Here is a 20,188-nt window from a genome sequence, read left to right on the forward strand (position 1 = left end):
TTTTTTTTACATTTCTTATTATAACGGAAATAAAAAGAAGTGCCTAATCCTAAGACTAGACACTTAAAACTTCACAAACATTTTGCACAAAATAGAATAAATGTTAAACAATAAGAAAATTCACATGTTTATGAATTACATATTACGACGATATTGTCCGCCAACCTCATATAAAGCATTTGTGATCTGCCCTAAGCTAGCGACTTTTACGGTTTCCATTAGCTCCGCGAAAATATTACCGTTGTTGACAGCTACCTGTTGTAAACGGGCAAGGGCTGCTTCGTTCTCACCTTCATGTTGCTTCCAAAAGGCATGTAAATTTTGAATTTGCGTCTCTTTTTCTTCCGTCGATGCACGCGCAATTTCCATATTGTTAATTTCATCTTCTGAAGGTGGATTCGGATTTAAGTATGTGTTCACACCAATGATTGGTAACTCACCTGAATGTTTTAGCATCTCGTAGTACATGGATTCCTCTTGAATTTTACCACGTTGATATTGTGTTTCCATTGCACCTAGTACGCCACCACGATCATTGATACGATCAAACTCTTCAAGTACCGCTTCTTCTACAAGGTCTGTTAACTCTTCTACGATAAAGGCCCCTTGTAATGGATTTTCGTTTTTCGCTAAGCCATGTTCCTTCGTAATAATCATTTGAATAGCCATTGCACGACGTACAGATTCTTCCGTAGGCGTTGTAATTGCCTCATCATATGCATTTGTATGCAATGAATTACAGTTATCCTGTAATGCCATTAACGCCTGTAATGTTGTGCGGATATCATTAAAATCAATCTCCTGTGCATGCAAACTGCGTCCAGAGGTTTGGATATGATATTTTAATTTTTGTGCTCGTTCATTGGCGTCGTACTTATCACGCATTACAATTGCCCAAATACGACGGGCTACACGTCCAATAACCGTGTACTCTGGATCGAGTCCGTTAGAGAAGAAGAATGATAGATTTGGTGCAAAGTCGTCAATATTCATTCCTCGACTTAAATAATATTCCACATACGTAAAGCCATTTGCTAATGTGAAGGCCAATTGGGATATTGGGTTGGCACCAGCTTCGGCAATATGGTACCCAGAAATAGATACTGAGTAATAATTACGAACTTTATGATCGATAAAGTATTGCTGAATATCTCCCATCATTCGTAACGCAAACTCTGTTGAGAAAATACATGTATTTTGTCCTTGGTCTTCTTTTAAAATATCTGCTTGCACGGTTCCACGTACAACCTGTAATGTTTTCTCCCGTGTCTCTGTAAATTCTTCAACTGTCAATGGTCGACTAAGTTCTTCCTCACGTAGTTTCACTTGCTGATCAATAGCCGTATTCATGAACATTGCCAAAATAACCGGTGCTGGACCGTTAATTGTCATTGATACTGAAGTCGATGGTGCACATAAATCAAAGCCTGCATAAAGCTTTTTCATATCCTCTAACGTACAAATTGATACACCCGATTCTCCAACCTTTCCATAAATATCTGGTCGGTAATCTGGATCCTCTCCGTATAACGTTACCGAATCAAATGCTGTTGATAAACGTTTTGCATCATCATCCTTTGATAAATAATGGAATCGTTTATTCGTACGCTCAGGCGTTCCTTCACCAGCAAATTGTCGCTTCGGATCTTCACCTTCACGTTTAAATTGGAATACCCCCGCTGTATACGGAAATTCACCAGGTACATTTTCTCTATAAACCCAGCGTAAAATTTCACCATAATCTACGAATTTCGGCAAAGCAACTTTAGGAATTTTTGTACCTGAGAGGCTTGTTGTCTTTAAAATTGTTCGAATTTCTTTATCACGAACTTTCGTGACAAACTCGTCTCCTGCATACGCTTCTTTTAAAGTATGCCAATTGTCTAATATACGTTTAGATTCAGCCGTTAATTCATCTCTAACGCCTTCTGCTAAAGAAGTGAGAGATGCGATAAGTGCATCATTTGGCGCTTTTTCCTTAACCGCTACAATAGCTCCCTCTAATTGGAATAGACGACGGGCAAATTCTACCTGTTGCTCTGATTTTTTATGATAGCCACGCACAGTATCTGTCAGTTCTCGTAAATAATAACGACGATCGTTTGGAATGATAACATCTTGCTTTTGAGTTTTTGCAAATTGCTCATATCCCGTTTCCCAATTACTTCCTGTCTTCGTATTAATGATATTTATTAATGCAGCAAATAAAGCATTCGTTCCTTTATCATTAAATTGACTGGCAATCGTACCGTACACAGGCATATTATCAAGTGATTCATCCCAAAGTTCTCGTGAACGTTGATATTGCTTCTGCACTTGACGTAGCGCATCCTCAGAGCCTTTGCGTTCAAATTTATTGATGGCGATTACATCCGCAAAATCAATCATGTCAATTTTTTCAAGCTGAGTTGGAGCACCAAACTCACTTGTCATCACGTACATGGAAAGATCCGTGTATTTTGTAATTTCCGCATCACCTTGACCAATACCACTTGTTTCTACAATGATTAAATCATAGTCCGCTACACGCACTACGTCTAACACGTCCCCAATAGAAGCAGTAAGCTCTGTACGAGATCCACGTGTTGCTAAACTACGCATGTATACTCGATTATTAAAAATCGCATTCATACGAATTCGGTCACCAAGTAAAGCGCCACCTGTTTTTTGCTTTGTCGGATCGACAGAAAGAATAGCTACGCGTTTATCCGGAAACTCCTTTAGGAAACGACGAATTAATTCATCCGTTAAGGAAGATTTACCCGCACCACCTGTTCCTGTAATACCTAATACAGGTGTTCCTTTTGAGCGTTTGCGAGCTTCTTCTAGCATCTTTTTCGTTTCTTCATCATCATTCGACTCAGCAGCAGTTATTAAATTTGCTAATATTTCTGGCGTTTCTGTCGTTAAGGCATCCAACTTTTCTTGATAGTTACCTGTAGCAGTTGGGAAATCAGTCCCTTTAATTTTTTCATTAATCATCCCTTGTAATCCTAAAACGCGACCATCCTCTGGCGAGAAAATCCCTGCAATCCCGTAAGCGTGTAGCTCTTTAATTTCACGTGGTAAAATAACACCACCGCCGCCACCATAAATTTTAATATGTGGTGCCCCTTTTTCACGCAGCAAATCATACATATATTTAAAGTATTCCATATGCCCGCCTTGATAAGAAGATACTGCAATGCCTTGTGCATCTTCTTGAATCGCAGCATTTACGACTTCTTCTACGGAGCGGTTATGTCCTAAATGGATTACCTCTACACCACTTGATTGTAAAATACGTCGCATAATGTTAACCGAAGCATCATGTCCATCAAAAAGACTAGATGCTGTTACAAAACGTACGTGATTTTTTGGACGATATACTTCTACCTTTGTCATATGAAATCCCCACTTTCTCCCCTTAATCAATTACACTTATAGAGCATAATGCATAAAAAAAATCGGTAATTGCAATGTCGCACTATGCAATTACCGACAACCCCTTTACAAAAACTTATTAGAACCCCTTTATGCCTGAAATAAATAATGTTATTTGCATTTCAATAAATTCTTCAATAGAATGCTGACGATGGAGCGCCCATTTACGGAATGCCCAGCTTTGTCCAGAAACGACTAAGTTATTTGCTGCCAAGTGAATTTGTTGATCCGTCATCGATATTTCACCTGATTGCACACAGCGTTGTAGTAATCGCTCAAAAGTACCAACCATTTCAAACTCTTTACTAAATACATAGCGTTGTGCTTCTTTTGATAATGATTTAGTTTCCTGATACATGATTGTCAGCTCATCAACCATACTATCAATTTGCAAGAAATACTCTCGAATCATTTCCTTTAACTCTTCTATAGTTCCCGCCTTAATCTCATAACTGGAAAGCCGCTCCATCGCATGGTGATAAATACTATCACATACAAGGTAAAGGACATCTTCCTTAGTACGAATATATTCATACAATGTTCCGATACTAAAGCCTGCAGCTTTTGCGATTTCTCTCGTGGTAGCACGATGAAAACCTTTTTCTTTAAATAATTTAATGGCTCCCTCTATCATTTGTTCTCGACGAATGGCGATGAGATTTTCATCTTTTACCGTCGACTGTACTTGGGGTCTTTTATCTCTTTCTGTCATACTTTATTTTGTCAACATACGAGAGATAACAAGTCGTTGAATCTCTTGTGTACCTTCATAAATTTGTGTGATTTTTGCATCACGCATGAAGCGCTCAACAGGATAATCTTTTGTATATCCATACCCACCAAAGACTTGAACCGCCTCAGTCGTTACATTCATCGCAGTATCGCCAGCCATTAATTTTGCCATTGCAGATGCTTTACCATAAGGTAGACCATTTGATTCCAACCAAGCCGCTTGGTATGTAAGCAGTCGAGATGCTTCAATTTGAGTTGCCATATCCGCTAGTTTAAAGGAGACACCTTGGTTAGCAGTAATCGGTTTACCAAATTGCACGCGCTCTTTACCGTATTCAACCGCTGCATCCAATGCGCCTTGTGCAATCCCTACAGCTTGTGCCGCAATACCATTACGTCCTCCATCAAGTGTTGTCATTGCAATTTTAAAGCCTTCTCCCTCAGCTCCAAGCATGTTTTCTTTCGGGACGCGACAGTTATCAAAAATAATTTCAGTTGTAGGAGATGAACGAATTCCTAGTTTTTTCTCCTTCTTCCCTACCGAGAAACCTTCAAAGCCAGCTTCAACGATAAAAGCAGTTGTGCCATGTTTAGCTTCTGGATCTGTTACTGCAAATACAACATATGTATCTGCTACTCCACCATTGGTAATGAAAATTTTCGAGCCGTTTAAAATATAATCATCACCATCACGTTTTGCATATGTTCTCATGCCACCAGCATCAGAGCCTGATCCTGGTTCTGTTAAACCATATGCACCGATATGTTTACCTTCTGCCATTGGACGAAGATATTTTTGTTTTTGTTCTTCCGTACCGAATTTAAAAATTGGCCAACCCGCAAGTGATGTATGTGCTGATAACGTTACCCCTGTTGAAGCACATACACGTGATAATTCTTCTACAGCAATGACATATGCAAGATAATCAAAGCCTGCACCACCGTATTCTTCTGGCCATGGAATACCTGTTAACCCTAGCTCCGCCATTTTATCGAAAATTGCACGGTCAAATTCTTCTTTCTCGTCACGTTCAGCTGCTGTTGGTGCTACTTCATTAATAGCAAAATCACGAATCATTTCGCGTAATTGCTCATGCTCTTCTGATAATTGAAAGTTCATTGTCCATTTCCCCTTTTTCGTTAAACTCTAATATTGTTGATTTCAATTTTTGATTATGTTCCTGCTATATTGCTTCGAGAAACTGAGCAAATCTTTTTATTACCCGCTCCGTTCTTTGAAGTAACTGAGCGATTCATTGCATGACCTGACCAGTTTTCCAGGTTACCCGAGCGTTTTATGTTAGCAATCAACATCATCCTTAGAAAATCAACAATGCAACAAACCTTATTTCAGTAAATGTTTACTAATGACTAGCTTTTGAATTTCACTTGTACCCTCGTATATTTCTGTCACTTTTGCATCTCTGAAATAACGCTCTACCGGATAATCTTTTGTATAGCCATAGCCACCAAAAATCTGTATAGCATCTAGCGCTGTTTGCACTGCTGTACGAGAGGCAAAAAGTTTTGCCATCGAGGCCTCCGCTCCACACGGTAACCCTTTTGTGCGTAAATCCGCAGCCCGATAGACTAATAATTTCACTGCTTCCACAGCAGTCGCCATATCAGCAAGCTTGAAGCCAACACCTTGTTGCGCTGCAATAGGCTTTCCAAATTGAACACGTTCTTTGGCATATGCAGTGGCTGCCTCTAGCGCTGCTTCAGCAATACCTAGAGCTTGTGCTGCGATTCCAATACGTCCAACATCTAAATTGGCCATTGCGATTTTAAAGCCTTCCCCTTCCTCCCCAAGAAGGTTTGCGGCTGGAATGCGACAGTTGTCGAATGTTAGTTGAACTGTACGTGAGCCGTGTAAGCCCATTTTTTGTTCATCTTTACCTACGATTAAGCCCGGAGTTCCTTTTTCAACAATAAAGGCTGAAATACCACGTGTTTTTTCAGTAGGATTCGTTGAGGCAAAGACAATATAAACATCCGCTTCTCCACCATTTGTAATAAACACCTTGGAGCCGTTGATGACATATTCATCTCCATCTCGCACCGCTTTGGATTGTAAAGAGCCCGCATCTGAACCAGCGCTAGGCTCCGTTAAACAAAATGCCCCTAAATATTCACCTGCAGCAAGCTTTGGAACATAACGTTTCTTTTGTTCATCGTTGCCGAAATAAATAATGGGATTTGTTCCTACCGAAGTATGCACAGATAAAATAACCCCCATTACTGCGCTCACCTTCGATAGTTCATTGATAGCAATTATGTACGATGTAAAATCCATCGCTGAGCCGCCTAATTCCTCAGGCGCCGTAATCCCCATTAAACCTAATTCTCCCATTTGTGCAAGGAGCTTACGCGGAAACTCTCCTGCCTCCATTCGTTCAACCCACGGTTCGATTTTATCCTGAGCGAAATTTCGAACCATATCACGCATCATTATTTGTTCATCTGTAAATTGTAAATGCATCTATAATGTCACCCCTGTATGTTGTCCCGTAGCATTACACTTCGTTTTGAATCGCCCCATCCCCATAGGATTATTCGTAAACGTAAAAGCCTCTTCCAGATTTTTTACCTAGCCATCCTGCTGCCACATATTTACGAAGCAATGGACAAGGTCTATATTTACTATCACCTAAGCCCTCATGTAAAATCTCCATGATAGATAAACATGTATCAAGACCAATAAAATCTGCTAATGTTAATGGCCCCATCGGATGATTCATTCCAAGCTTCATTACATCATCAATAGCTTCTTTCGATGCTACACCCTCATACAATGCGTAGATCGCTTCATTAATCATTGGTAATAAAATACGATTCGAAATAAAGCCCGGGAAGTCATTTACCTCCACTGGCGTTTTCGATAATGTTACTGTCATGTCTTCAACCGCTTTGTAGACTTCATCACTTGTAGCTAACCCTCTAATAATTTCTACTAGCTTCATAACAGGTACCGGATTCATAAAGTGCATACCAATTACTTGCTCTGGTCGATTTGTTACAGCTGCAATTTCCGTAATTGGTAAAGATGATGTATTCGTAGCTAAAATGGCATGTGCCGGTGCAATCTGATCAATTTGCTTAAAGATGGATTGCTTTACTTCCATATTTTCCACTGCTGCCTCGATGATAATATCTACATCACTAGCATCCTGTAAATCTAGTGACATACTAATACGACCTAGAATGGCTGCCTTCTCTTCCTCAGTTTTACGACCCTTTTCGACATCACGTGTCAGGTTTTTCGTAATGACACCCAAACCACGTTCGAAAAATTCTTGCTTCATGTCGTTCAGTTTGACATCATAACCAGCTTGTGCACAAACTTGTGCAATGCCGGAGCCCATTTGCCCAGCACCAATAACCATTACTTTTTGAATTCCCATCATTCGTGTCCCCCTGTTTTCGGTACTTCAATCATAATTGCATCGCCTTGCCCTCCACCTGAGCAGATAGCCGCAATTCCGATACCACCGCCACGGCGCTTTAATTCATGAGCAAGTGTTAAAATAATGCGTGCGCCAGATGCTCCGATTGGATGACCTAGTGCCACTGCACCACCGTTAACATTGACCTTTTCCGCATCTAAATCTGCCAACTGCTTGCTGACAAGAGCTACAGCTGCAAATGCTTCATTGATTTCGATCAAATCAATGTCAGCTAATGATTTCCCCGTCTTTTTCAGTAATTTGTTAATGACAAGCCCTGGTGTTTGTGGGAAGTTCTCTGGCTCAATAGCGATCTCTTCATGGCCGATAATAACCGCAAGTGGCTTTCTGCCTTCACGAGTTGCACGTTCCTCACTCATTACTACTAGGGCACATGCACCATCGTTAACGCCAGGTGCATTACCTGCTGTAATTGTTCCATCCTTGTCAAAGGCTGGCTTGAGTTTTGTAAGTACCTCCATTGATGTACCGGGTCTTGGTGCCTCGTCTGTATCGACTTGAAGCGGTTCTCCCTTACGTTGTGGAATTTCCACAGGCACGATTTCTTCAGCAAAGTAACCTTTTTCAATTGCTGCTAGTGCACGTTCATGACTGCGAACTGACCAAGCATCCTGCTCCTCACGGCTTAACGAATATTCTTTCGCCGTTGTATTACCGTAGCTTCCCATATGTGGCCTTGCCTTACTAAAGGCACATGTTAAGCCATCATAAAGCATGCCATCCACCATTGTTGAGTCACCCATGCGTAAACCTGTTCGACCATTTTGTAGATAATACGGTGCATTGGACATGGACTCCATACCACCAGCGATTATTACTTCTTCGTCCCCTAATCGAATTAGCTGATCTGCTAGTGTTACAGCACGCATCCCTGACGCACAAACCTTGTTAATCGTTTCTGTTTTCACTGCTATTGGTAAATTTGCTTTGATCGCAGCCTGCCTTGAAGGAATTTGGCCCTGTCCCCCTTGTAAAACGGAGCCTAAAATTACTTCATTCACTTCATCAGGCGAAATATTCGCTTTCTCTAGTGCCCCTTTTATGGCGATTGCACCTAAGTCACTTGCACTTAATGCTGATAGTGAACCTCCAAACTTACCAAATGCAGTTCTTGCTCCTGCTAAAATTACAGCTCTATTCAAGTAAAACACCCCTTTTGTTTTACGTTTCCAGAAGAAGTATTAGAGCTTCTACGTTGACTGAACGCTCGCTCGACCTCTAGCTATGAAAAATGGGAGTTTATAGTTCAACTCCCATCTCCATTTAATCTTATTCTACAAAACAATTATTTATTGTGCAATTTATATTTTTCAGATAACTAAAATATTTCTGCAATAAACATCATTTTTCTGCGTTAGTTTCCGCATTTTCGTTTTGTTCGACACTGTCCACAGAAGCTACTACTTCTTCAACAGCTTCCTCGACAGCTTTCACTTTTTCACCAAATACAGAACGCTCTAATAGTTCTGCAACATCGAATGTACCGATTGAATCCTCAACCTCTTTTGCCTTCGTTCCATCCTCTAGCATCGTTAAGCAGTAAGGACATCCAGAAGAGATAACAGATGCATCAGTTGCTAAAGCTTGTTCTGTTCGTGCTACATTAATACGATTGCCGACATGCTCTTCCATCCACATTAAACCGCCACCTGCGCCACAGCACATTGCCGTTTCACGATTACGCTCCATTTCCACAAGCTTAACACCCGGGATGCCACGTAATATTTCGCGTGGTGCATCATATACATCGTTATAACGACCTAAATAACAAGAATCGTGGAAAACAATCGTTTCATGAACTTCGTAATTTAACGCCAGGCGATTTTCTTCAATCAATTGATTCAATAGTTCTGTATGGTGGTAGACCTCGCCCTTCCAGCCAAAGTCTTGGTATTCATTTTTAAAGATATTGTAAGCATGCGGGTCAATCGTAACGATTTTCTTCACGTCGTTTTTCTCAAATTCATCAATATTTGCTGTTGCCAGCTCTTGGAATAAAAATTCATTTCCTAAACGACGAGGAGTGTCCCCTGAGTTTTTCTCTTTATTTCCTAAAATTGCAAACTTCACGCCCGCCTCGTTTAATAAACGACAGAAAGCTAATGCAATTTTTTGCGAGCGGTTATCAAATGCCCCCATGGATCCTACCCAGAATAAATATTCCATTTCCTCGCCTGATTTTTTCAGCTCTTTCACTGTTGGAATATGAATTGTTGGATCGAGATCACGCCAATTTTCTTTTTCTTTACGATTTAAGCCCCAAGGATTGCCTTGACGCTCGATATTTGTCATCGCGCGTTGAGCATCAGGGTTCACTTTTCCTTCAGTCATCGTTAAGTAACGACGTAAATCAATAATTTTATCGACATGCTCGTTCATAACAGGACATTGATCTTCACAGTTACGGCAAGTTGTACATGCCCAAATCTCAGATTCTGTAATAACATCGCCAATTAAAGAAGGGCTGTAAATATCTTCAATGACTGCCCCCTCAGCACCAGCTGCCATCGCTAGCTGATTCCCCTTTGTATTAGCAAAGAATTGATAAGGAACCCATGGCTTTTGCTTTGTTACAACAGCACCTGTAAATGTTAAATGATCACGAAGCTTCACGATTAAATCCATCGGTGATAGCATTTTCCCTGTTCCCGATGCTGGACACATATTTGTACAGCGTCCGCACTCTACGCAGGAATATAAATCTAACATTTGTTTTTGTGTAAAATCTTGAATACGTCCAACACCAATTGCCGGAATATCCTCTTCATCTTCCGCATTTTCTAATGCCTCAAAGTCGATCGGTGTTAAAGTACCTGTACGATCTAAACGATTCATGTACACATTAATCGGGCTTACAATCAAGTGGAAGTGCTTCGATTGTGGTACATACACTAAGAATGTCAAAAGAATTAATAAGTGTGCCCACCACATTACATAGAACACAACAGCCGCTGCTGATGCTGGTAAGAAACTAAAAATAGCAGCAATGCCAGAAGCAACTGGCTCTGTATAAGTTAGTCCTTCACCATGCCAAATTATTCCCATACCATTTGCAAGTAATGTGGATACCATTAATCCACCAATGAAAATTAAGACAAGACCATTTTTCCAGCCTCGTTTTAGACGTACTAGCTTTTCTACATAGCGTCGGTAAAATGCCCACACAACAGCCACTAAAATCATTAATACCACAAGCTCTTGGAAAAATGTAAACACACTGTAGAAAACACCAAGCGGTAAATGTGATCCAGGTGCTAACCCCTTCCAAATTAAATCAATGGCACCTAGCTGCACCATCAAAAATCCATAGAAGAACATGACATGAATTAAACCACTCTTTGGATCTTTTAATAGCTTGTTTTGGCCAAGTACATTGACCATAAGATAACGAACTCGTTCTTTAACACTTTCATCAAATTCAATCTTTTTCCCCAATTGCACAAACTTATAGCGTGTTTTTAACAGATAGAAGAACAATCCTACTGCATAAAGCACAACCACGACTGTTAGAACAATGTTTGCAATTACTAATGGACTCATGGTTGGTCCCCCCCTTAGTTTGTCGTAACTTTCTCTCTTTGTGATAAATTTGCTAGCTCATACGTAAATGTACGTCATTCCATCATTATATTCCTATTCTAATAAATGAGTGAGCATTCAGTCAACATAAAACGGAAATATTTCTGATAATTTTATATTCTTACATTTTACTAGAAAAAATGCCAACCTAAATTTTAGAGCGTTCTAAAACACTAAAGAAATTTATTTTTAATATAAATTTGTCTTCTTTTGTAGTATTTACATAGTCAAAAAAGCCGATTTGCATCATGTTAAGATGGCAAATCGGCTTTTTTCAGTGCGCTAAATTTCAAAGTAGCTATTTTATTCCAAAACTAATATATGCGTTTAGCAAAGCGTGGGGTTGATTTCCGTTCCGACTGGGCGCTTTCCTGGGGGCGTCCGATGAGCCGCTTCGCTTCGCTGCAGGGTCTCATCTGTGACGCTGATCCCCGAGGAGTCGCCCAGTCTCCACTCCAATCAACTTATATCAAATGTCATCAATAACTTTTGGTAATAAGCGTAATTTGTGCAAGTTATTTTTTAAAGACATTGCCGCTTCGAATGTATTCAACATCTGCGACATTCAATCGGAAATTCACAACCCTTGCAGCTGCAAATAAATAGTCAGATAGACGGTTTAAATATTTTTGTACAATTGTCGGTACATCTTCGATTTCCTTCATAAGCGTTACCATTTGACGCTCTGCTCGACGTGCTACTGTGCGAGCAATGTGTAAGGTTGCAGCTGCTGGTGCACCACCTGGTAAAATAAAGCGCTGTAACGGCGGTGCTTCATCTGATAATGCATCAATACGCGTTTCCAACACTTCGATTGGCTGCTCTGTTAGCTTATAATGACGTTCCTTCATAACGTTAGCAAGATCGCCACCCGCATCGAAAAGCTCATGCTGAATTGTTTCTAAATCCATTAAAATATCCTTAAATAATTCACGATCTAGTTCACTAACAGCCTTACCAATAAAAGAATTTAATTCATCAATGGCCCCATACGTTTCAACGCGTAAGCTATCTTTATCAACGCGTCCACCGATAAGGCTTGTTTTCCCTGTATCGCCGGTTTTCGTGTAAAGCTTCATTCTCTCATCTCCTAAAGTTATTTTATAATTTCGCCTCCGCTGTCGCGCAGGGCATTATTTTCATTTAGCAGGTGTATCTGCTGAATGAAGATAATTTTTTATTGCCTGTACAGTTGTTTCAAAAACACCTTTACCGATAATCTTACCTACATCAGTAATGGGACCTCCATACAGCATTTCTTCCCCTTTTTGTGTAGCTGCAATTAATAAACTATCCGTAGCAGTACCTGTCGCAATTGTACCACTAAGTTCATCGCGAATATTTTCCGATTGCAATGCCTTTGTTTTTGCCTCGGTAGCCGTCATCATTGCTTGAAAAAACGCTTCTTCTGATAAACAACCATTAACAATAACCCACGTATTTATAGTACCAATATGTGGTTCATCTTGTCTTTCATGTGTACGAGACACATCAACTGCATTACCTACTCCGGCCGTAACGGCAACTAGGACGCTGCCAAAGGTAGCTTTATATTCATTAATAGCTACAAGATTTGTTGGGACAGCCGTTAACATGACGACGGTACTTGTAGATGAAAAATGCTCCTTTAGTAGAAATTCAGCGACCTCTCTCTTTACATCATTAATGACATAATCTATTGGTACAGAGCGATTTAACAGACAATCATACCAACCAATACCCGGATTATGGACAGCTGAGGACACTGTTTTTAACGGAAACTCCGATTGAAGTTTAATATAACGATCTGTAACAGTGAAATTTTCTTTTGTAATGACAGCACGCTGCTGCTGTTCAACTGATGCTGGCATCATGGTGATTTGAGGCTTTGGAATTTCTGGATGTGCATAAGTTGCAACTCGAGCTTGATAGACGTCTTCGATTTGCGAAGCGATTAATACTTCATGCGGCGCCCCCAATGCTCGCATCCGCCCCTCCTCCATTAGCAATAATTCATCACAATAGAGGGAGGCTAAATTCATATCATGCAGTACCATAATAACGGTCAAACCACTTTCGATTGCTTCCTTTCGCACCATATCTAAAATTTGACGTTGATGAGCAATATCTAGATGGTTCGTTGGTTCATCTAGCAGCAATATTTCAGCTGTTTGTGCAAGAGCTTGGGCTACAAAAACTCTTTGCTGCTCACCTCCCGACAAAAATTCCATCGGTGTCTGTTCATAGCGTTTCACACCAGTTTGCATCATGGCATGTTGGACTGCTTGTTCATCGCGATCAGTCCAACTTGAAAAGAAGCCTGTTTGATGTGGATAACGCCCAAGTGATACTGCCTCCCGTACACTGTTAGAAAAAGCATTAGCATGTAATTGTGGTAGCACCGCCATTTTTTTTGCTAATGCACGAGCATTGTAAGAGCTGCTACTTTTACCATCTACTAATATAGTGCCTGCAGTTGCTGGCAGTATACCACTTATTACTTTTAACAGTGTGGATTTCCCGCTACCATTCGGCCCTAAGACCCCTAGTATTTTACCTTTTTCAACTGAAAAACTTATATCCTGGACGATAGGTACGTCTTCATAGCCGCCGGAAAGATGTTCAACAACAATCATGCCCGTACCCCCTTGCTTCTACGTTGCTTGTAAAAAATGTAGGAAAAAACCGGTGCCCCAATAAATGCAGTAATGACACCAATCGGTAGCTCTCTTGGCATAATAATTGTTCGTGCTATTAAATCACAAATAATCAGCAAAGTTGCCCCATTTAAAAATGATAATGGCAATAAGTGTCGGTGATCAGAACCCCAAACCATTCTCGTCATATGAGGAACGACTAAACCAACAAAGCCAATCGTTCCAGAAACAGCTACCGCAGCTCCTGTCAACATGGATCCACCCACTAAAATAATATATTTACTGCGCTTAACATGAACACCTAAATGCTTCGCGCGTTCTTCTCCATATAACAGCACATTTAACTCGCGTCTCTGTGTCCAAAGCAAAATGGAGCCTATTATGACAAACGGGATAATCATCTGAACATAAGGCCAACCACGCATCGATACTGAGCCGAGCAGCCATCCGATAACTTGGCGAAGCTCTTCACCAGATAATGCAATCATTAAAGAAATTAAGGAACCTAAAAATGAACTAAATATAACTCCCGTTAAAATTAGAGTTTCCATTTTTAACGAGCGGTCTACTATTCTAGCAAAGCCCATAACAGCTACCATCGTTAATATGGCACCTATCATACTAAAGGTCGGCAATGTAAAATGACCTACTACAGGTATTGATATACTAAAAAAAATCGTCATAACTGCGCCAACTGATGCACCAGAGGAAACACCTAACGTATAAGGGTCAGCCAAAGGGTTTTTTAATAAGCCTTGAAAAGCTGCCCCTGCAATTGCAAGTGACGCCCCTACAAGCCCCGCAAGCAAAACTCGAGGTAATCGAATTTTCCATAAAATATTGGCGGCTGTTTCATCAGCCGCCTTATTCCACAATACTTCTAGCGGAATATGAACCGAGCCTATCGCCACGCCACACCAGATGCTAATAATTAGAAGCGTTATTGCTGTTACATAGGCTACAATTTTTTTACTCATTTAAACGCCTCAGGGTAGACGGCCTTCCCTAATTCCTCAAGACCATCTGCTAAACGAGGACCTTGACGACTTGTTATATTTTCATCCACTTGTACTATGGCTTTATTTTTCACGGCAGAGATTGTCTCAAAGCCTGCACGTTGTGGAATTTTCGTTAAAATATTAGGTACGTAATTATATGCCACAACAATGACATCTGGATTTTTTGCGATAATTTGTTCAGCATCAATTTTATACCAGCTATTTGAATCTGCTGCCACATTTTCGGCATGAATCATTTCTAACATTTCATTCATAAATGTACCTTTACCAGCTGTATAAATTTCTGGCTCATCAGACGACTCTACAAAGACTTTTTTCGCCTCAACACCGTCAAGTTTTGTTTCAACTTCTTTAACTTTTGCCTTCATATTTGCAACAATTTTTTTAGCCTCTTCTAGTTTTCCTGTTGCACGACCAAGCTGTTCAATTGTTGTGTAAGTTTCATTAAAGTTTTTTGCATCCGCTACAACAAATACTTTTACACCTGCCGCCTCAAGCTGTTCAATAGCTCCTTTTGAATAACCCATACCCGACGCATGCGCAAAAACGATATCCGGCGTTAAAGCAATAATTTTTTCAATATTATAATCCATACCGCCAACCTTTTCTTTTTTAGTAACCTCTGGTGGATAGTCGTCATTATCTGTCACACCAACTATTTCATTATTTAAGCCAAGGCCAAATAAAATTTCTGTGTTACTCGGAATGAGTGAGACAATTTTTTCAGGAGGTGCCTCTAGCGTAATATCCTTGCCTGTAGCATCCTTTATCGTCATTGGGAATGTTGCTTGGTCTACTTTTGTTGTCCCTTGTTGCTCAGAAGATGACGGCTTTTCATTTGTCGCCTCTTTTGTATTACATGCAGCAAGTAAGCCAATAGCCAAAAATGCTGATAACCCTATTTTCCAAATTTTCTTCATGTGAATCCTCCTTAGTCTATTTGTGCATATAGTTGTTATTGTTTTTCTGATTTATCGATACGTTTTAGTTTTTGATCATCTAACATTGTAGGGGTATATCAACATCGCGAACTTCTAACCAACATTCGCCCATGTTTTCAAATTTATCGACATTCATCTTCCAAAACAAATACCCCTCATCAAAAAATAATGAGGGGGTCAAATTTGCACAAAAATACATATACAAAATCCACCATCCTATCCTCGTAGGCTACAACGTGTTTTCTATAAAGGCAGGTCTCCTGGCTCGTGCTTCATACGCTTTTTCAAGCCTTCCCGAAATTTTCAGTGGCGCAGATTGAAAAAACTCACACATACAGTGGCGGGACCGCATCGGAATTACACCGATTTCCCTTTTCACTTTACTTAAGTAAAGAACCTTTATAATATTCAGTTGATTTTATTATACATGAAAATGAAAGAAGTCGCCTCCATTCGAGACGACTTCTAAACAATCCATTATGCCTTGGCATAATTGCGTCCGGGATTGGCTTTGTGCTTAGGCCTGCGTGATGCAGGTCAGTTAGCCGTTATCGCATGGATGCGATGATTTTAGGCTAACATCCCATGTGAACTTCTTTCCGATTCCGTGACATTCGCCAATATGATGTTGGTCACTCAGTCGTCGCCACAGGACGTGGCGTTCTTAGACCGAGTTCCTCTATTTCAGCAGGTTATTTGGACACTACCCAAATAAGTTAAACTATATCCGAAAAATACTGTACCGTTTTCATTGGTGCACCCATTTCTCGCAATGCCCATGTATTCTCTAAATAAATATCTGCTAGCTTCTCATATTTGCCGCCGAATTTTTGTGCCCATTCGACTGCTACCACACTTTCATATAAATGCGCCATTTTCTCTGCGACCTTTTTTGCTTCAAACGATTTTGTTGCATCATCTAAACGACTAAATGTTTGCAAAGTTGAATCTAGTTTTGCTAATTGATCCACAACAATTTCAACTAATGGACTGCCAGCTAGTTTTTCTAGACGTTCTTCCATGACACGAATAAACATTTCGTGCGCATGAAACTTATCAACTAAGCGAATGAGCTCTAAAGCTAAAATATTCGCAGTCCCTTCCCATACAGTAAGTACTTGTGCATCTCTTAATAACCGAGGTGTAACAAAATCTTCAATATAGCCGTTTCCGCCATGTAATTCAATGGCTTCACTAGCATAATGTACAGCTTGCTCTGCCGTTTCTTTTTTCATGATCGCAATATACAAGCGGTTTAAAATAATATCTTCTTTATTCCCTCGCCCACTAGTTACTTTATCGTACAGCTGAATAAGATCAAAAACTGTGGCAACTTCTACATGAAGCTTGGCAGCGAATTTCCCTAGTGTATCCTGGATCATAGGATATTGTGTTAAAGGTTTACCAAAGGCATGACGATTTGTCACATAATGCTTCGCCTCTAAATAACCGCGGCGCATAATGCCGATAGAAGCAACCGCATTGCAAATTCTTGATAAATTAAGCGCCTCCAGCATATAGTAAATCCCTTTATTTGGGTCACCGACAACATATGCTAGTGCACCATCAAATTCCACCTCACCAGAAGGCACTGCTCTAACGCCAAGTTTATCCTTTAAACGCCGAATGCGCAGGTTATTAACTGTGCCATCCTCATTTCGCCACGGAACTGCAAACAATGTTAAGCCCTTTGAGCCTGCCTGAGCCTCTTCCATGCGCGCCAATACCATGGTTACTCCACACATTCCTGCGTTAGATGCAAAATATTTCTCCCCATATAAACGATACTGATTGCCGTCCTGTCTTGCCTTCACAACATTCGCTCCAACATCAGAGCCACCTTGACGCTCGGTTAAAAACGTAGCCCCCTCATATAGCTCTGTCTCTCCTGTTGCACAAACATGTGGTAAAAAGCGCGCTTTCACCTCGTCACTTGCATAATGATCAAGGAGATAAGCCGTTGCCATTGTTAACGTAACAGGACAGTAAAAGCCTGGCTCAGCATGTGATAGTATATAGCCTTGAGCAAAGCTATAGACATAGTTACCCTTTCTACCTAATTGCGGAATATCCTTATGCACATAGCCAACAATGCCGGTATTGTATGTCTCTTCAATTGTTTTTTTGTAGCCATCATTGACCCAAACCTCTGACACTTCTTCACCATAGGCATTATACCTTTGTAATCGAGGTTCACCCTCTCTATCAGTATGCTTGGCTCTCACATCAATATCTCCAGCACAAAGTTCACCAAAATCTGTTAGCTCACGTTTTGCATAGTCCACAAACTCTTTATCTAGCATCATTTCTAAAACTTTATGAAGTGTATCATTTTCGTTAAAAAAGTTTGTTGTTTTCATTTCTTCCCGCTGTAAAACTTTCATGCTATCTCACCTCTTGCCCCTTCAAGGATTGTTTTAGTATTTTGCCCGATGCATTTCGTGGTAACGCTTCCACACGTTCAAAGATGCGTGGAATTTTATATTTAGCAAGGTGCTCCTCCAAATAAGCTTTAAGTTCGTCCTCGTCAGTTTCCGTTTTAGCGGCATAAACAGCCTTCACCGTTTCTCCCCACTCCGGATGTGGTACACCGATTACAGCCACTTCAAATATCCCCTCATAGCTCAACATATGATCTTCTATTTCTTTCGGATAAATATTCACACCACCTGAAAAAATAACATCCTTTTTACGATCGACAATCCAAATATAGCCGTCCTCATCTATGCGAGCTAGGTCACCTGTTTTCAGCCACCCATCTATAAATGCACCCTTTGTGGCAACATCATCCTTGTAATAGCCCAGCATATTACCCTCACCGAATAGCACGATTTCTCCTACGTCACCCACACTGACATCTTCTCCATTGTCGTTAATAATCCGTAGCTCCGCCCCAAGTGGTGCACGCCGACCAATGCTCCCCGCCTTCGTTACATGCTCTTCACCAAACAATATTGAACCATTTGGACCAGCCTCTGTTAATCCATAGACACAGGTTACATGATCCGTTCGGAAAGCTTTTTGGATAAAGCGAATTTCATTTTGCGATAACGGCGCTCCACCATAAACCCACCATTTCATCGATGATAGATCAGCTGTTTGCAATCTTGGCATTTGGGCGGTTAACAAATAAGCAACAGGTGCTCCGAAGAAATGCGTTGTCCGTTCCTGCTCAATTGAATCTATCAATAAATCAGGTGTAAATGTTGGCGTTAGTATATTGGTCGAGCCTACAAGTACTCCTGCCATTAAAAATAAATGTAATGGGGCTGAATGCGTCAATGGCATCATAAGAAGAATCCGACTTTCTGGCTTTACTTCCATTTCTATTGCAATCATTTGCGCTACAGTTAAAATATTGCGATAGCTAAACAACACGCCCTTTGGTTTTCCCGTTGTACCCGACGTATATAAAATCGTTGAAACGTCATCTTCATTCAATTGGCAATCAATTGTTTGACTGCTTGCATGTTGAATAAGCGTTTCATAATTTAGCCAACCAACCTTCTCTTGACCTGTTTTGATTTTTAAAGGAACTATCGTGATGTTTTCAACTGCTGCAAAAATTGCCTCATGCACGAGAATAACTTTAGCATCAGCATGCAGCGCTACATACTCAACCTCTTGCAGCGTAAATTTCGCATTTACCGGAACGACAATGGCTCCAATGCGCTGAATAGCAAAATAGCTAACAACAAACTCTACAACATTTGGCATAAAAATAATAACTTTGTCACCTTGCCAGACCCCCTGCTCTACCAAAGCATGACTAAGACGTGTCACTTGCTCATCTAAATCACGATAAGTCACACGTCTGCCCTGACAAACAACCGCTTCACTCATAGGGTACTTTCGCGCATTACGTGCTAATAAATTTGAACTATTCATCATGCATCTCTCCCTTTAAAGTCGCTAATTTTCCTGTAAATATGCCTTGTAATTGCTGTAACTCCTTTTTCATCTGTATAAGCTCTGCAATTTTGCTATCAATTTCTTGTATTTTTTGCTCCCCATATTCGACCGTGCGCTCCAACTGCTGAATGCCCGTGCGATCATCATCAAACAGCAATACCATCTCCTTGATCTCCTCAAGTGAAAAACCGTACCGCTTCCCTCGGAAAATAAGCTTAAGCTTCGCTAATTCTTTTTTTGAAAAGGTTCGCTGATTAGTAGATGATCGATTAGGTTTAAGCAGCCCTAGTTCCTCATAATAACGAATTGTCCGTGTTGAAACATTAAACTCCTTAGCCACTTCTTGAATCGTCTTCAACACCATCTCCCCTTTCCGTTTTCCATCAGTATATCATTGACGCTAACGTAAACTTCAACAAGATTTCTGAATTTTACAGAAAATTATAGTTTTAGAGAGATGAATCTGATTATTTTAGGGA

At 40.4% G+C, this 20,188-nt stretch carries 14 protein-coding genes and 1 riboswitch; all 14 genes read right to left on the reverse strand.

Translation table 11 applies throughout. The features are described 5' to 3' along the window. Positions 1-135: 135 nt before the first annotated feature. Positions 136-3,384, reverse strand: a complete 3,249-nt coding sequence (icmF, locus tag ACIQ7N_RS10200) for a fused isobutyryl-CoA mutase/GTPase IcmF (protein ID WP_402931749.1) — start codon at positions 3,382-3,384, stop codon at positions 136-138. A gap of 118 nt (positions 3,385-3,502) precedes the next feature. Then, positions 3,503-4,135 (reverse strand): TetR/AcrR family transcriptional regulator, encoded by a 633-nt coding sequence (locus ACIQ7N_RS10205; protein ID WP_402931750.1) that lies wholly within the window; start codon positions 4,133-4,135, stop codon positions 3,503-3,505. Between the two features lie 3 nt (positions 4,136-4,138). Then, a complete protein-coding gene (locus ACIQ7N_RS10210) occupies positions 4,139-5,275 on the reverse strand; it encodes an acyl-CoA dehydrogenase (RefSeq protein ID WP_402931752.1) in 1,137 nt (378 codons plus the stop codon). A gap of 225 nt (positions 5,276-5,500) precedes the next feature. Further along, a complete protein-coding gene (locus ACIQ7N_RS10215; protein WP_402931754.1) occupies positions 5,501-6,637 on the reverse strand; it encodes an acyl-CoA dehydrogenase in 1,137 nt (378 codons plus the stop codon). Between the two features lie 70 nt (positions 6,638-6,707). Next, a complete protein-coding gene (locus ACIQ7N_RS10220; protein WP_402931852.1) occupies positions 6,708-7,559 on the reverse strand; it encodes a 3-hydroxybutyryl-CoA dehydrogenase in 852 nt (283 codons plus the stop codon). Further along, complete coding sequence (locus tag ACIQ7N_RS10225) at positions 7,559-8,764, reverse strand: acetyl-CoA C-acetyltransferase (protein WP_402931756.1); 1,206 nt, start codon at positions 8,762-8,764, stop codon at positions 7,559-7,561. The genes ACIQ7N_RS10220 and ACIQ7N_RS10225 overlap by 1 nt, the downstream gene beginning before the upstream one ends. Before the next feature lie 199 nt (positions 8,765-8,963). Continuing rightward, a complete protein-coding gene (locus ACIQ7N_RS10230) occupies positions 8,964-11,162 on the reverse strand; it encodes a heterodisulfide reductase-related iron-sulfur binding cluster (protein ID WP_402931758.1) in 2,199 nt (732 codons plus the stop codon). 554 nt (positions 11,163-11,716) lie between these two features. Beyond that, on the reverse strand, positions 11,717-12,280 hold the full coding sequence (locus tag ACIQ7N_RS10235; protein WP_132360300.1) for a cob(I)yrinic acid a,c-diamide adenosyltransferase: 564 nt from the start codon (positions 12,278-12,280) through the stop codon (positions 11,717-11,719). 60 nt (positions 12,281-12,340) lie between these two features. Beyond that, the gene (locus ACIQ7N_RS10240) at positions 12,341-13,816 is read right to left on the reverse strand and encodes an adenosylcobinamide amidohydrolase (RefSeq protein ID WP_402931760.1); all 1,476 of its coding nucleotides are present in this window, start codon (positions 13,814-13,816) and stop codon (positions 12,341-12,343) included. Further along, entirely contained in the window at positions 13,813-14,814 is a 1,002-nt protein-coding gene (locus ACIQ7N_RS10245) for a FecCD family ABC transporter permease (protein WP_402931762.1), read from the reverse strand. The genes ACIQ7N_RS10240 and ACIQ7N_RS10245 overlap by 4 nt, the downstream gene beginning before the upstream one ends. Beyond that, positions 14,811-15,776 (reverse strand): ABC transporter substrate-binding protein, encoded by a 966-nt coding sequence (locus ACIQ7N_RS10250; RefSeq protein WP_402931764.1) that lies wholly within the window; start codon positions 15,774-15,776, stop codon positions 14,811-14,813. Before ACIQ7N_RS10250 ends, ACIQ7N_RS10245 begins: the two co-directional genes overlap by 4 nt. 254 nt (positions 15,777-16,030) lie before the next feature. Continuing rightward, positions 16,031-16,213, reverse strand: a riboswitch (cobalamin riboswitch). 300 nt (positions 16,214-16,513) lie between these two features. Next, positions 16,514-18,181 (reverse strand): acyl-CoA dehydrogenase family protein, encoded by a 1,668-nt coding sequence (locus ACIQ7N_RS10255; RefSeq protein WP_402931766.1) that lies wholly within the window; start codon positions 18,179-18,181, stop codon positions 16,514-16,516. Position 18,182: 1 nt separating this feature from the next. Then, the gene (locus tag ACIQ7N_RS10260; RefSeq protein ID WP_402931768.1) at positions 18,183-19,685 is read right to left on the reverse strand and encodes a class I adenylate-forming enzyme family protein; all 1,503 of its coding nucleotides are present in this window, start codon (positions 19,683-19,685) and stop codon (positions 18,183-18,185) included. Beyond that, complete coding sequence (locus tag ACIQ7N_RS10265) at positions 19,678-20,067, reverse strand: MerR family transcriptional regulator (protein ID WP_402931769.1); 390 nt, start codon at positions 20,065-20,067, stop codon at positions 19,678-19,680. Before ACIQ7N_RS10265 ends, ACIQ7N_RS10260 begins: the two co-directional genes overlap by 8 nt. Positions 20,068-20,188: the final 121 nt, after the last annotated feature.

The sequence above is a fragment of the Lysinibacillus sp. NPDC095746 genome, from assembly GCF_044763535.1.
GTDB lineage: Bacteria > Bacillota > Bacilli > Bacillales_A > Planococcaceae > Lysinibacillus.

What these genes read in the sequence shown, in the direction of transcription:
- ACIQ7N_RS10220 (WP_402931852.1), bottom strand. Translation starts at nt 7,559, where the DNA reads ATGGGAATTCAAAAAGTAATGGTTATTGGTGCTGGGCAAATGGGCTCC.
- ACIQ7N_RS10210 (WP_402931752.1), bottom strand. Translation starts at nt 5,275, where the DNA reads ATGAACTTTCAATTATCAGAAGAGCATGAGCAATTACGCGAAATGATT.
- ACIQ7N_RS10245 (WP_402931762.1), bottom strand. Translation starts at nt 14,814, where the DNA reads ATGAGTAAAAAAATTGTAGCCTATGTAACAGCAATAACGCTTCTAATT.
- ACIQ7N_RS10205 (WP_402931750.1), bottom strand. Translation starts at nt 4,135, where the DNA reads ATGACAGAAAGAGATAAAAGACCCCAAGTACAGTCGACGGTAAAAGAT.
- ACIQ7N_RS10255 (WP_402931766.1), bottom strand. Translation starts at nt 18,181, where the DNA reads ATGAAAGTTTTACAGCGGGAAGAAATGAAAACAACAAACTTTTTTAAC.
- ACIQ7N_RS10235 (WP_132360300.1), bottom strand. Translation starts at nt 12,280, where the DNA reads ATGAAGCTTTACACGAAAACCGGCGATACAGGGAAAACAAGCCTTATC.
- ACIQ7N_RS10260 (WP_402931768.1), bottom strand. Translation starts at nt 19,685, where the DNA reads ATGAATAGTTCAAATTTATTAGCACGTAATGCGCGAAAGTACCCTATG.
- ACIQ7N_RS10240 (WP_402931760.1), bottom strand. Translation starts at nt 13,816, where the DNA reads ATGATTGTTGTTGAACATCTTTCCGGCGGCTATGAAGACGTACCTATC.
- icmF (WP_402931749.1), bottom strand. Translation starts at nt 3,384, where the DNA reads ATGACAAAGGTAGAAGTATATCGTCCAAAAAATCACGTACGTTTTGTA.
- ACIQ7N_RS10230 (WP_402931758.1), bottom strand. Translation starts at nt 11,162, where the DNA reads ATGAGTCCATTAGTAATTGCAAACATTGTTCTAACAGTCGTGGTTGTG.
- ACIQ7N_RS10215 (WP_402931754.1), bottom strand. Translation starts at nt 6,637, where the DNA reads ATGCATTTACAATTTACAGATGAACAAATAATGATGCGTGATATGGTT.
- ACIQ7N_RS10250 (WP_402931764.1), bottom strand. Translation starts at nt 15,776, where the DNA reads ATGAAGAAAATTTGGAAAATAGGGTTATCAGCATTTTTGGCTATTGGC.